This window comes from Macrococcus carouselicus (assembly GCF_004359515.1).
Taxonomy (GTDB): Bacteria; Bacillota; Bacilli; order Staphylococcales; family Staphylococcaceae; genus Macrococcus; species Macrococcus carouselicus.
In genome coordinates this window covers 769,357-782,910 of record NZ_SCWD01000001.1, presented here as the reverse complement: position 1 = coordinate 782,910, position 13,554 = coordinate 769,357, and the positions used below count along the sequence as shown (strand labels likewise).

At 45.6% G+C, this 13,554-nt stretch carries 15 protein-coding genes; 14 read left to right on the top strand and 1 reads right to left on the bottom strand.

Features of this window, described 5'->3' with window-relative positions:
• Window positions 1-23 precede the first annotated feature (23 nt).
• From nusB to ERX40_RS03860, 10 genes are all read left to right on the top strand, one after another.
• A complete protein-coding gene (gene nusB / locus ERX40_RS03905) occupies window positions 24-416 on the top strand; it encodes a transcription antitermination factor NusB (RefSeq protein ID WP_133417186.1) in 393 nt (130 codons plus the stop codon).
• Window positions 413-1,753: an exodeoxyribonuclease VII large subunit gene (xseA, locus tag ERX40_RS03900; protein ID WP_133417185.1), complete on the top strand. Its 1,341-nt coding sequence runs from the start codon at window positions 413-415 to the stop codon at window positions 1,751-1,753. Before nusB ends, xseA begins: the two co-directional genes overlap by 4 nt.
• A complete protein-coding gene (gene xseB / locus ERX40_RS03895; protein WP_133417184.1) occupies window positions 1,746-1,940 on the top strand; it encodes an exodeoxyribonuclease VII small subunit in 195 nt (64 codons plus the stop codon). The genes xseA and xseB overlap by 8 nt, the downstream gene beginning before the upstream one ends.
• Window positions 1,937-2,794 carry a polyprenyl synthetase family protein gene (locus ERX40_RS03890; RefSeq protein ID WP_133417183.1) on the top strand — a complete coding sequence of 286 codons (858 nt, stop codon included), beginning with the start codon at window positions 1,937-1,939 and terminating at the stop codon, window positions 2,792-2,794. Before xseB ends, ERX40_RS03890 begins: the two co-directional genes overlap by 4 nt.
• An 85-nt stretch (window positions 2,795-2,879) precedes the next feature.
• Window positions 2,880-4,769: a 1-deoxy-D-xylulose-5-phosphate synthase gene (dxs, locus tag ERX40_RS03885; protein ID WP_133417182.1), complete on the top strand. Its 1,890-nt coding sequence runs from the start codon at window positions 2,880-2,882 to the stop codon at window positions 4,767-4,769.
• Window positions 4,750-5,547, top strand: coding sequence for a TlyA family RNA methyltransferase (locus tag ERX40_RS03880; protein ID WP_133417181.1), 798 nt, complete (start codon window positions 4,750-4,752; stop codon window positions 5,545-5,547). The genes dxs and ERX40_RS03880 overlap by 20 nt, the downstream gene beginning before the upstream one ends.
• 79 nt (window positions 5,548-5,626) lie before the next feature.
• Window positions 5,627-6,079, top strand: coding sequence for a transcriptional regulator AhrC/ArgR (gene ahrC, locus ERX40_RS03875; RefSeq protein ID WP_133417180.1), 453 nt, complete (start codon window positions 5,627-5,629; stop codon window positions 6,077-6,079).
• A 15-nt stretch (window positions 6,080-6,094) separates the two neighbouring features.
• A complete protein-coding gene (gene recN / locus ERX40_RS03870; protein ID WP_133417179.1) occupies window positions 6,095-7,771 on the top strand; it encodes a DNA repair protein RecN in 1,677 nt (558 codons plus the stop codon).
• A 5-nt stretch (window positions 7,772-7,776) separates the two neighbouring features.
• A complete protein-coding gene (locus ERX40_RS03865) occupies window positions 7,777-8,430 on the top strand; it encodes a response regulator (RefSeq protein ID WP_165980651.1) in 654 nt (217 codons plus the stop codon).
• A gap of 4 nt (window positions 8,431-8,434) precedes the next feature.
• Window positions 8,435-9,139, top strand: a complete 705-nt coding sequence (locus ERX40_RS03860) for a glycerophosphodiester phosphodiesterase family protein (protein WP_165980650.1) — start codon at window positions 8,435-8,437, stop codon at window positions 9,137-9,139.
• Window positions 9,140-9,146: 7 nt separating this feature from the next.
• Here the strand turns inward: ERX40_RS03860 and ERX40_RS03855 are convergent, their stop codons facing one another.
• Window positions 9,147-9,377 (bottom strand): DUF2627 domain-containing protein, encoded by a 231-nt coding sequence (locus tag ERX40_RS03855; RefSeq protein ID WP_133417176.1) that lies wholly within the window; start codon window positions 9,375-9,377, stop codon window positions 9,147-9,149.
• Window positions 9,378-9,641: 264 nt separating this feature from the next.
• Between ERX40_RS03855 and ERX40_RS03850 the strand changes: the two genes are divergently transcribed.
• The 4 genes from ERX40_RS03850 to ERX40_RS03835 all read left to right on the top strand — a co-directional run bounded on the left by ERX40_RS03850 (window position 9,642) and on the right by ERX40_RS03835 (window position 13,542).
• A complete protein-coding gene (locus ERX40_RS03850; protein WP_133417175.1) occupies window positions 9,642-10,736 on the top strand; it encodes a Glu/Leu/Phe/Val dehydrogenase dimerization domain-containing protein in 1,095 nt (364 codons plus the stop codon).
• Window positions 10,737-10,807: 71 nt separating this feature from the next.
• On the top strand, window positions 10,808-11,245 hold the full coding sequence (locus ERX40_RS03845; protein WP_133417174.1) for a BrxA/BrxB family bacilliredoxin: 438 nt from the start codon (window positions 10,808-10,810) through the stop codon (window positions 11,243-11,245).
• 26 nt (window positions 11,246-11,271) lie between these two features.
• Window positions 11,272-12,246 (top strand): aromatic acid exporter family protein, encoded by a 975-nt coding sequence (locus tag ERX40_RS03840; protein ID WP_133417173.1) that lies wholly within the window; start codon window positions 11,272-11,274, stop codon window positions 12,244-12,246.
• 186 nt (window positions 12,247-12,432) lie between these two features.
• Window positions 12,433-13,542: a M20/M25/M40 family metallo-hydrolase gene (locus ERX40_RS03835; RefSeq protein WP_133417172.1), complete on the top strand. Its 1,110-nt coding sequence runs from the start codon at window positions 12,433-12,435 to the stop codon at window positions 13,540-13,542.
• Window positions 13,543-13,554 lie beyond the last annotated feature (12 nt).

The window sequence follows — 13,554 nt, the reverse complement described above, 5'->3', positions numbered from 1 at the left end:
TGACTTTTTGAAGGAGAAAAATTATGAGTCGTAAAGAATCGAGAGAACATGCATTGAAAGTCTTATTCCAGATGGAGACCAAGGAACCGATTGAGGCCAGTGAGGCGAAACGTTTCGTGCTGGAAGCGAATGAACGGGATGGATTTATGGATCAGCTGGTCGCAGGAGTAAAGGCGCATCAGGACGAAATCGATGAACACATCAGCCCTAACCTCAAGCAATGGAAACTGGAGCGCCTTTCTAAAATCGACCGCACTCTGCTTCGCATGGCTGTCTATGAACTCCTTTATACAGACGTCCCCGATAAAGTGGCAGTCAATGAAGCGGTCAATTTATCCAAGGAATATGGAGATGATGACAGCTTTAAATTCATCAACGGCGTTCTCAGTGAAGTCATCAAACAGAAAGCTCAATGACTCAGTATCTGTCGATAGGTGCGCTTACCCGTTATATCAAGGCGAAGTTTGACCGGGATCCCTATTTAGAGAAAGTCTATATTAAAGGTGAGCTTTCAAATGTCAAGCGCCATTCAAGCGGTCATCTTTACTTTGCGTTGAAAGACGGAAGCGCGGTGATGAATGGCATGATGTTTAAACGAGAGGCGGTGAAGCTGAACTTCACACCAAAAGAAGGGGACGGCGTACTGATCACTGGCCGCATCTCAGTCTATGAAAGCAGAGGAAGTTACCAGCTCTATGCAGACGATATGTCGCTGGATGGTGTCGGACAGCTCTATGAGCAGTTCGAGGCCTTGAAAAAGGAGCTTCAGTCCAGAGGATTCTTTGCGGCTGAACATAAAAAGAAGCTGCCGCGCTATCCGGCTGCGATTGCCGTGCTGACCGCTTCAACCGGCGCAGCGATACGCGATATTGAAACAACGCTCAATCGACGCTATCCTCTTGCTGAAGTGCATTATATCTCTACACTCGTCCAGGGAAATGGAGCCGCTCATGATATCGTTAAGAACATCAGACAAGCAGATGCATTAGGTGTTGACGTTATCATAGTCGGTCGCGGCGGTGGTTCGATTGAGGATCTCTGGGCCTTCAATGAAAGAGAAGTTATAGAAGCGATATTCGCCGCGAAAACGCCTATCATCTCCGCTGTTGGACACGAGACGGATACGACACTCAGTGATTATGTCGCCGATCTTCGGGCACCGACACCAACTGGTGCAGCTGTCATGGCGACGCCTGACCAGATGGACATACTGCAGCAGCTGAAGTCAATCGATCTCTATCTGAGTCAGCAGCTCAGTCAGAAACTTAAATATCAGAATGAGCGTCTGATGCGTTATCTGAATCACCCCGTCTTCAGAAATCCGCAGACTTTGATCGCTCAGCAGCAGCAGCGAAAAGATGAGCTTGAGCAGCGACTCGGGTTTTTGCTGAAACAGAGCTTCACTATACACCGTGAACGCTATATCCGGCTGGATGCGCAGCTGTCACGTGAACGGCTGGGTCATAAACTTCATATTCACCGGACGAACGAACGTGATCTGAGACTGCGCCTGAAACAGCTGATGGACAGGAAGTTAAGCGCTGCGGCTCATCAGCTGAACCTGCAGACCCGGCTGCTCAGCACGCTGAATCCTACGGGTATTCTGGAACGGGGCTATAGTATCGTCAGAAATGAGAATGGTATAGTGAGTAGTGTTCATGAACTCAAAAGAGAGCAGTCGATACAGCTTCAGCTAGCGAACGGTGAAGCAGTGGCAACAGTCAATTCGGTAAAGGAGAATCCACATGGCTAAAAAATTTGAGACAATGATGACGGAATTGGAAGCGATCGTCAATAAACTGGATAATGACCAGGTTTCACTTGAAGAATCAATTGAGCTCTACGAAAAAGGCGTTCAGCTGTCAAAAGCCTGTCAGGAACAGCTTGTGCAGGCGGAAGACAAAATCAATAAGGTCAGTTCAGATGAGGGACAGAAATGAGTGACTATAAAGGTCGCATAGAACAATATCTTGAGACACTCTACCAGAACCCTGTTGATGATACGCTTGATACGGCAATGATGTATTCGCTGCTGGCAGGTGGCAAGAGAATAAGGCCCGTGCTGTTATTCTCCACACTTGAGCTCTTTGGTGCAGAACCTGAGAAAGGGCTGCGTACGGCAGCTGCCATTGAAATGATACATACCTACTCATTGATACACGATGACTTACCCGCTATGGATAATGACGACTATCGAAGAGGCAAAATGACCAATCATAAAGTCTACGGAGAAGACGTCGCTATTCTGGCTGGTGATGGTCTGCTCACGGATAGTTTCTACCAGATCAGTACCGATGAAAATTTATCGACTGAGCAGCGCAGCAGGCTGATTACAGCGATTTCCGGCGCAGCGGGCAGCAGAGGTATGGTAGCGGGGCAGGTGCTTGATATGAAAGCAGAGAAAAAACAGCTGACTCTCGATGAACTGAAAACCGTACATCACCATAAGACGGGTGACCTGATACGCGTATGCTTTGAGTGTGCGGGTATCATAGCTGATCAACCTGAAGCCGTCATCAGACAGCTGGTGACAATCGGTCGGCATTTTGGACTGCTCTTCCAGATTAAAGATGATATCCTGGATGTTGAAGGTAGTTTTGAGGAGATGGGCAAATCGGCCGGCAGTGATATAGAGAATGCCAAGTCGACTTATGTGTCATTACTTGGTCTTGAGAATGCCAAGTCTGCTATGAATGAACTCTATTCAGATACTGAGAAGATGATTGATGCGCTGCAAGGTGAAAGCGCAGCGCTGCTGGAACTGCTTCAATTCATCATTAAGAGAGACAAATAAAAAAGCCGTTATGGCTTTTTTGTTCATTATGGATGACAATGCTATAATTGAACTTAATAATATTTAGACTGTAGGTGGAAAACTCATGGATGTTGCGAATATAAAGACTCCGGCAGATATCAGGGATCTTTCAGACGAAGAGCTTATCCTGTTAAGTAAAGATATAAGGAAATTTCTCATAGAAAAATGTGCGGTGACGGGCGGACATATCGGAGCCAATTTAGGGGTAGTAGAACTGACACTGGCGCTCCACAAGTATTTCAACAGTCCGACGGATAAAATCATTTTTGATGTAGGTCATCAGGCCTATATCCATAAAATCCTGACAGGTCGTGCAGAACAGTTTGACCAGCTGCGTCAGCATAACGGGCTCAGCGGCTTTCCAAAACGTTCTGAAAGTGAACATGATGTCTGGGAAGCGGGGCATAGCTCGACTTCACTTTCTGCTGCGATGGGCATGGCAAAGGCACGTGATATTATGGGTGACGCATACCACGTGGTACCGGTGATAGGTGATGGTGCACTTACCGGCGGCATGGCGCTTGAAGCATTGAATCACATCGGACACGATAAAACTAATATGACGATCATCCTGAACGACAATGAGATGAGCATTGCACCCAATGTCGGTGCGATGCATAACATGTTCGGCCGACTGCGGACCAATCAGAACTATAACCGCGCAAAAGTCGATATAGATGGTTTCCTGAGCAAACTGCCCGGTGGTCATAAGCTGCGTGACTCAGCTGACCGCATCAAGGATAGTCTGAAATACCTGGTCGTCCCGGGTGTCTTTTTTGAAGAGCTCGGCATCAAATACGTGGGACCGGTCGATGGTCACAGTTTCAGGGAACTCGGTGAAGCAATTGAAACATCAAAACGTATCAAGGGACCGGTCATCATCCATGTCATCACAAAAAAAGGGAAAGGATATGAACATGCAGAGAACGATAAAATCGGGACATGGCATGGTCTTGGACCCTATAAGCTGGACACCGGTGAACAGCTGGCCGGCAAAGCTTCTGCCCCTTCATGGAGTCAGCTGATGAGCGACAGTGTCATGGCGCTCGCTGAAAGCGACAGGCGTATCGTGGCGATTACGCCGGCTATGCCTGTGGGCAGTAAGCTGACAAAGTTCCAGCAGCAGCTACCTGACCAGTTCTTTGATGTCGGAATAGCTGAACAGCATGCTGTGACGATGGCAGGAGGGCTCGCAGCTAACGGCATGATACCTTATGTTGCTATTTATTCAACATTTCTGCAGCGTGCATATGATCAGATGCTGCACGATATCGACCGGCAGAATCTTCATGCCGTATTCGGAATCGACAGATCAGGTCTCGTCGGTGCTGATGGTGAAACGCATCAAGGCGTCTTTGATATTCCTTTCCTGACCCACCTACCGAATATGACGGTGATGATGCCGAAAGATGAGGACGAAGCAGGTAAAATGGTCTATAGTGCATTCAATGAATATACGGGACCGATTGCTATTCGCTATCCGAGAGGTAATGGATTAGGCGTGAAAGTATCAGCACCTGAAACAGGCGTCCCGTACGGCACATGGGAAGTACTCAGGGAAGGTCAGGATGCCGTCATCTTATCCTTCGGTCCGACGCTCCAAGCGATACTTGAAGCGCAGGAAGTGCTTTTAAAAGAAGGCATCAATGTGGAAGTGGTCAATGCTCGTTTCATTAAACCGCTTGATACTGCTTATCTGAATAAACTAAACGCGCGTCGTGTTCCTGTTATGACAGTAGAGGAGTCCATACTGACAGGTGGTTTTGGTTCTCTCGTTGTCAATTACTTCAACGACCAGAACATGGATGTTCATGTGAGACGCTTAGGTATCGACAACGAATATATCGAACAGGGCGATGTCGATATGCTGCTGCAGGAAATAGGTCTCACGACAGCTCATTTCATTGATGAAATCAAGCAGATGGTCGGTAAGAATGAAAAAACAGCGGATTGATGAATGGCTCGTCGAACGCGAGTATTTTGACTCTGCTGACGAAGCAAAAAGATTTATCATGGCCGGCAAAGTGCTGAACGGTCACGAGAGAATTCATTCAGCGGCAGAAAGAATTAATCCTGCAGAAGTGAAGATCAGAATAAAAGGACTGAATAAACGTTATGTCAGCAGAGGGGGCTACAAGCTTGAAAAAGCGGTGGAGGTATTCAACCTTAAGCTGCAGAACAGAATACACGTTGATATCGGTTCATCCACAGGTGGATTCACTGACTGTGCCCTGAAGAATGGTGTGAAGCGCAGCTTTGCCATTGATGTCGGTACAAATCAGCTTGCTTACAGCCTGCGTATCGATCCACGTGTCACCGTCATGGAACAGACGAACTTTCGCTTTGTCACGCCTGAACAATTTGATGAATGTCCAGACTTCGCTTCTATAGACGTCAGCTTTATTTCATTATCTCTCATCTTTCCGACGCTTCACCGAATACTCGCTCTCCAGGGTCAGGTTGTGGCCTTGATCAAGCCGCAGTTCGAGGCACACCGGGATGAGGTCGGTGAAAGAGGGATCGTCAATGATAAGGCTGTTCACTTCAGGGTTATACAAGAGGTGCTGGATTTTGCCGCAGACAATCATTTCTGCGCGCAGGATTTAACAGTCTCTCCTATTAAAGGTGCAAACGGCAACGTTGAATACTTGCTGCTTCTCCAGCATTCGGACCTGCCGCATATAGTAGATGACAGGCAGATAAATAATGTAGTAGCAGCGAAAACCGATTAATCTGGATTAATCGGTTTTTTGTTAGTCAACCTGATATTTATATGCTACTATTATGTATAAATATACAAGGAGGTCCATCATGGCGAATAAGACGATGCGACAGATCAAAATTAGAGAGATTATTTCCAGTCAGCAGATAGAAACACAGGAAGAACTCGTTGAGAAGCTGAACGAGGTCAATCTGAATGTCACGCAGGCAACTATCTCAAGAGATATCAAGGAGCTGCAGCTGATAAAAGTTCCGACACCAAGTGGGCAGTATGTGTATAGCCTGCCGAAAGACCGTAAGTTTCATCCGCTGGACAAACTGGGACGTTATCTGATGGATTCCTTCGTCAAGCTCGATGGCACTGATAATCTGCTTGTGTTAAAAACATTGCCAGGTAATGCGCAGTCAATCGGTGCTATACTTGACCAGCTCGATTGGGAAGAAATACTCGGTACAATCTGCGGTGACGATACATGTCTGATTATCTGCAGAGACGACAAGGCAGGCAAGGTCGTGACTGAACGATTGTTCAATATGTTATAGGTGGGGGGTCAACTTATGCTACAGACACTATCCATTAGACAGTTTGCTATTATTGATGAACTGGATATTGATATCAAGGACGGACTGACGGTATTGAGCGGAGAAACGGGCGCAGGTAAATCAATCATCATTGATGCTATCTCTATGCTTATCGGTGCAAGGGCGAGCCAGAATCTGGTACGTCACGGTGAGAACAAAGCGGTGATAGAAGGGGTATTTGATATCGATGACAATCCTGCCGTCAATCAGCTGCTCATTGAAAAAGAGATCGCACAGGATGATTTCATGATCGTGAAACGTGAAATCATGAAATCAGGTAAAAGTATCTGTAGAATCAATAATCAGACCGTTACGCTGTCAGAGCTGAAGCAGGTTATGCAGGAGCTGCTGGATATCCATGGTCAGCATGAAACACAGCACCTGTTAAAAGCTAAATTTCATATTCGTCTGCTGGATGAATTCTCTAAAGGACGCTATCAGTCTCTTGTTGAAGAATATACAGCTACATATGATGTCTTTCAGGAGAAGAAGGACGAACTGAAGAGGCTTGAAAGAAAAGATGAATCGTTGCTGCAGCGGCTCGATCTTATCAAGTTTCAGCATAATGAACTCACGCAGGCAAAACTGCTTCCCGGAGAAGTGAACAGCTTGAAAGAGGATATCAATCGACTGCGCAATTTTGAAAAGCTGAATAATGAACTCACTAAAGCAGTCAGTTATTTAAGTGATGAGAATAATATCATTGATAAAATATTCGATTTCAACGAATCTTTAAAAGAAATAGATGATGTTCTGAATGGCGAATATCAATCACTGCTCGAGGAGACGAACAGCGTCTATTACTTGCTTGAAGATGCTAAACATCAGTTATATGATGAGCTGACGACAAACGAGTATGATGAGAATCATCTGAATGAGATGGAGGCAAGAATGAACTTGATTCAGCAGTTCGAGCGTAAATACGGTAAGGATCACGCGGAACTGATCACACTGATAGCTGAACTGGAGACTGAGATCAATCAGATCGAAAACCTTGAGGAAAGCACGTCGAACCTGAAAGAAGAGATCAAGAAGCAGTATCAGCTGCTGCTTGAAATCGGTGCACAGCTGTCCAAGGAGCGCCGGACAGATGCTCTGCAGCTACGCAGTAAGATTCTGGACGAAATTTATCATCTTGAGATGAAAAGCGCTAATTTTGAAATAGCATTTACAAAGATTGAACCGGGGCCATCAGGTCTTGAGGCCATCGAGTTCATGATCAGTCCGAATAAAGGGGAACCACTGAAAAGTCTCGATAAGATTGCTTCAGGCGGAGAACTATCACGAATCATGCTCGCCCTGAAGACGATATTCGCCGAAAGCAAAGGACAGACAGCCATCCTGTTTGATGAAGTGGATACAGGCGTCTCAGGCCGAGTCGCTCAGAAGATGGCTGAGAAAATGAAGCAGATCTCTGAGCATATCCAGGTCATCTGTATTTCGCATCTGCCGCAGGTTGCAGCAATAAGTGATCACCATCTTTACATTGAAAAGCATGAGAAGGACGACCGCACCGTTACGACTGTAACAGAACTCACAGGAAAAGATAAAGTAAGGGAAGTCGCCCGAATGATTTCAGGTGTGGAAGTCACGCCTCTGACCCTCGACCACGCAGCAGAACTTATCTCCCAGAATAAACAACATAAAGGATGAGGTTTATGGCAATCCGAGTAGCAATAATAGAAGATTCGCAGGAGCTGGCTACAGCCATCCATCGTTATTTGTCTCAGCAGGGGATGATAGTGACTGAAGTGGCTCATGACGGTCAGGCAGGGCAGGCGGTCATTCAGCGCGCTGATTTTGATATACTGCTGCTTGATCTGATTCTGCCTAGTATAGATGGACTGACTTTGCTGAAAAACGATATACCTGCTGAACGGCCCTATAAAGTCATCTGCTTCTCAGCTTTTGGTAAGGAGTCAATATTGAATGAAGCGCTGACTTTAGGAGGAGATTATTTTCTGCTGAAGCCGGTCAAACTGGATGTTATTGCTCAGAATATCCTGCGTATGACTGAACATAAGGATTCAGACCTATTGACTGATTATTTCTCGCAACGTCTGAAGGGAACGCAGTATATCTATGAGGCTCTTTCCATACTGGAAAGAGAACCGGTTAAAATCAACCATCTGACCGGCGAACTTTATCCTGAGATCGCTAAGAAGTTCAATGTCAACAAAGCAACCATAGAGAGAGCGATCAGACACTCAGTGGAAAAAGCATGGAATCAGGGACTTGAACAGCACTGGCAGGCTGAAGGCCGGATGATCAGGCCGACGACCGGTGAACTGCTTGAATATTTGATGAGGTAGAATGATGAAAATAATTGCGCACAGAGGCTATAGAGCAAAGTATACTGAGAATACGATGACGGCTTTCAGAAAAGCCATTCAATCAGGTGCAGATGGACTTGAGCTGGATGTGCATCTCTCACTGGATGGTGAGCTGGTCGTATTTCATGATGAGGATTTCAGACGACTGGCAGGACGCGAAGGTCTTATTAAGAATATGACCTATGATGAAATAAAGAAGATAGGCCTGCAGAGGAAACTGATAAGAAAGGAAAGGGCACCACTTCTACAGGAGGTGCTGGAGCTAGTCCAGGATAAGGAACTGCTGCTTAATATCGAGATTAAAGCTGTGACAGAAGGGATGCTTGAAGAAAGGCTGGTCGCCCTGCTGTCCCGGTACTCACTCAGACATGTCGTCATTTCGAGTTTTCATCCTGAATGTATCGTCAGGGTAAAAGAAAGGGCACCTGAAATAGAGACTGCGCTTCTTTATTCAAAATACATTGATCAGCCCTGGCTGCTGCAGGAACGCTTTCTTTTTGATGCGATTCATACTGATACGAACTACACGTCAAAAGCTTATGCTGAACTGATCCAGTCTTATGGTCTTCCGGTCAGAATATATACGGTCAATAAAGAGCGGGATCTTTCTTACTGGCTTGATTCAGCAGTCGACGCCGTTATCACTGATGAAGTAGAACTGGCCGTGAAAATGAACAAAGAGAAGTAAACAGTGTTTACTTCTCTTTGTTCGGTATTCTGTTATTTCTCTTTTCCATATGCAGGATATAACCCCCTACAAATGCAATGCCCAGCAATGAAAAGAGCGCACCAAGCAGAAACTGCAGCCAGATAAAATGAAGTTCTGGTACCAGGGCACCGAATACGGCATCACGCATCCATTTGATGCCAAGGCCAGCCAGATAGATAGGAATAATAAGCACAAGAAGTGCGAGTATTTTTTGCATGTCATCACCTGCTATTATTATAGCTTACTCGTACTAAAATAAAAACAATTAGTCAAAACATCATTTTTTACTATGCTGATATACCATTTCTGTTTTCGTTTTTTACTAAATCTGTAATGTAAACGCTTTATTAATTTAAAGTAACGATGAAAACAACTGAAAAGGGATAAATTGCTCTTCTGCAATTTTATAGTTTGAAAGTTAATGTTTTTATGCAATAATATTGGTGTATCGAAGCTATATTAGAAGAAAAGGGGTAATGATATGATTTTTGAAACGTTGGAACAGTACGATTACGAGCAGGTGGTCTTCTGTCAGGATAAAGCCAGTGGGCTGAAAGCGATTATTGCGATTCACGATACGACGCTCGGACCTGCACTTGGGGGCTGCCGGATGTGGCCATATGCTTCAGAAGAAGAAGCGATTGAGGACGCGCTGCGACTCGCCCGTGGGATGACCTACAAAAACGCGGCAGCAGGTCTGAATCTTGGCGGTGCCAAAACGGTTATTATCGGCGATCCGAAGAAAGATAAATCAGAAGCATTATTCAGAGCGCTCGGTCGTTATGTGCAAAGTCTGAACGGCCGCTATATCACGGCAGAAGATGTGGGGACGACTGTCAGTGATATGGATACCATGCATGAGGAGACAGATTTTGTTGTCGGGCTGTCAGAGAGTTTTGGCTCTTCAGGAAATCCAAGCCCTGTTACTGCGCTCGGCGTCTATCAGGCGATGAAGCGTACCGCAAAGGAAGCATTCGGAACGGATTCCCTGCAAGGACTTAAAGTTTCTGTTCAAGGGGTAGGTAATGTTTCCTATAAATTATGTGAGTATCTGCACGAGGAAGGGGCAGAACTGATTGTGACTGATATCTTCCAGGCCTCTATCGATCGTGCAGTCAATGACTTCGGAGCGTCAGCCGTTGCACCTGACGATATATATGGTGTGGAGGCTGATATCTTTGCACCGTGCGCACTCGGGGGCATCCTGAATGATGACACTATCCCGCAGCTTAAAGTCAAAGCGGTCTGCGGCAGTGCAAACAACCAGCTGAAAGAGATGGAGAAACACAGCGCGATGCTTGCTGACCGTCAGATTATCTATGCGCCGGACTTTGTCGCCAATTCAGGCGGCGTGATCAATGTAGCGGATGAACTTTATGGCTATAATGAAAAACGTGCGACTGATAAAGTGAAGGAGATCTACAATCAGATGGATAAGATCTTTGATATCGCTAAACGTGATAATATATCTACCACTGTTGCAGCTGAAAGAATGGCAGAAGAACGCATCGAGCAGATGATGCGTGTCAGAAGTACATTCAGTCGTCATGAACATTCAATTATTTCTAGAAGATAGAACAACATCCTAGATATATCTTCTTACTTTATGTAAGATAAGATTATTAAGGACAGAAGAGGTGTTGTTACATGGAAATGGATTTTAATCTATATATGAATGAAGTCGTGAACACTGCACGACAGGAAATAGAAAATGCCGGCTATCAGCAGCTTCGCACATCTGAAGAAGTAAAGGAAGTCTTTGAGAAGCCAGGTACAGTATTCGTCATGATCAATTCAGTCTGCGGCTGTGCGGGCGGCATAGCACGTCCGGCAGCAGCTCATGCACTGCATTATGATAAACTACCGAACCATCTTGTAACGGTTTTTGCAGGACAGGATAAGGAAGCGACCGCGACTGCCCGCGATTATTTCGAAGGTTATCCGCCATCAAGTCCATCCTTCGCTCTGCTAAAAGACGGCAAAATCATTTCAATGATTGAACGTCATGAAATTGAAGGTCACGATCCGATGAGTGTGATCACTAGCATTCAGGCCTTATTTGAAGAATACGGGGAGGAAAGATAAGCCAGGGGCAACCCTGGCTTTATTTCATGAAGACTTTTAAACTGAATCCTTATAGAATTGGTTTCCGTACGATTAAAACAGCTGCTGGGATGGCGATCGGTGTCATTATTGCCAAGCAATTAGGTGTGATCAATTTCTCTTCTGCTGCTATTCTGGTTGTCCTCTGTGTGAAGAACACAAAGATGAAATCGATGCAGGCAGCATGGGCACGTTTCGCCTCCTGTCTGATGGGACTGATCTTTGCAAGTCTTGTGTTTGAACTGTTAGGTTACTATCCGGTTGTCCTCGGTCTTATCGTGCTGCTGTTTATACCGGCAACAGTTGTGATCGGGACGCAGGAAGGTGTTGTGACCGCCTGCGTCATCATCCTGCACTGCTTTAACTCAAAAGGGGTCAGCCTGGACTTCATCCTCAATGAGATACTGCTGATTATCATCGGTCTTTCTATCGCTCTGCTGCTCAATTTGTTTATGCCGAATCGCAGCAGGGAACTTGAAGACTACAAGACAAATATAGAGCAGGAATTCCAGCTCATCCTCTCTGAGTTTTCAGAGGCACTGAAATATGTCGATATTAAGCTGGACCATAGAATGATCGCCCATGTGCAGCTGACCATTGAAAAGGCCAAATCCGTTGCATTTATGGATGTTGAAAATCACTTCGGACGTAATGACAATTCATACTATCATTACTTCACGATGAGAGGAGAACAGGCCCTTCTGCTCTACCGGATGGTGGGTCTGATTAACAATGTCAGCCGTTCTGATCAGCTGCATCAGCAGCTAAGTGAGCTGATCCATGAAATGAGTCAGAACATTTCCGGGCATGATCACACGGCAATCCGGTTGCACGATTTATATGCGATACAGCTGCAGCTGAAAGACCATCAATTACCGACCAGTTATGAAGCTTTTCATTCCAGAGCCTCTGCTTTCCAGCTGCTGCATGAACTGGAGAACTATCTGCACATCAAATCGAAGTTTGGATCCCTGAAAAAATAAAAAAGTAATCTACCGCAGTAGATTACATCATTAAAAAGGGTAAAACACTAGATAGGATAAGTGCTGCTACAACGAAAACGAGCAATATGATAATCAGAATGCGTCTTGTATTGGAATTCATCATCTGGATGTCCTTTCTTTTTTAACCTATTATAACAAAATTACTAATTAATGAGGAGTGTTCGTATGGTAAACCAGCAACGTCTAGTAGATACATTTTTGGACCTGGTACAGATTGATAGCGAAACTGGGCATGAAAGAGAGATAGCTGACCATTTAGTCAGTACCTTCACTGAGCTTGGTTATCATGTCATTGAAGATGACAGCCAGAAAGATACTGGTTTTGGTGCAGGAAACCTGATTGTCAATATTGAAGGTGATGAAGCGAAACAGCCTATTTACTTCTCATGTCATATGGATACTGTGACACCTGGGAAAGGCGTTAAGCCTGTCATCACAGATGATATTATCCATTCTGATGGCACGACGATTCTAGGAGCAGATGATAAGGCGGGCATCGCTGTACTTCTTGAGACGCTTCGCGTCATCAAGGAAGAAAAGATCAATCATGGCCCCCTGCAGTTTATTATTTCTGTCGGTGAGGAAAGTCAGCTGGTAGGCGCGAAAGCATTTGATCCAGAGTATCTTTCAAGCCAGTTCGGTTATGCACTTGATTCCGGTAACGAAGTCGGTACCATTGTGACAGCTGCACCAAGCCAGGCAAAACTGGAAGTGCATATCACAGGCAGAACAGCGCATGCCGGACTTGCACCGGAAAACGGCATCAGCGCCATCAATATAGCAGCAAAAGCGGTCAGTCGTATGACCCTAGGCCGTATCGGTGCTGAAACGACAGCGAATATCGGTCGTTTTGAAGGCGGTACAGCGACGAATATCGTTGCTGACAGCTGTTATATCTTAAGTGAGGCACGCAGTCTGGATCAGTCCAAGCTCGACAGGCAGGTCGCCCATATGAAGGCAGCGTTCGAAGACACTGCTGAGGAAATGGGCGGTAGTGCAGACGTGACCGTGACGCCAAGCTATCCAGCATTCAACGTTGAAGAAAACAGTGCAGCCGTACAGATTGCGAAGCAGGCAGCGGAGAATATCGGACTGACACCTGTGCTGAAGAAAAGCGGCGGTGGCAGTGATGCGAACATCTTTAATAGCTACGGCGTTCCGACGGTTGTCCTTGCTGTCGGCTACCAGGATATTCATACAAATCAGGAGAAGATGCCGGTCAGTGAGCTTGTTAAACTGAATGAGCAGGTGCTCGAAATCATTAAGTTAGTTTAAGAGAATTCCTCA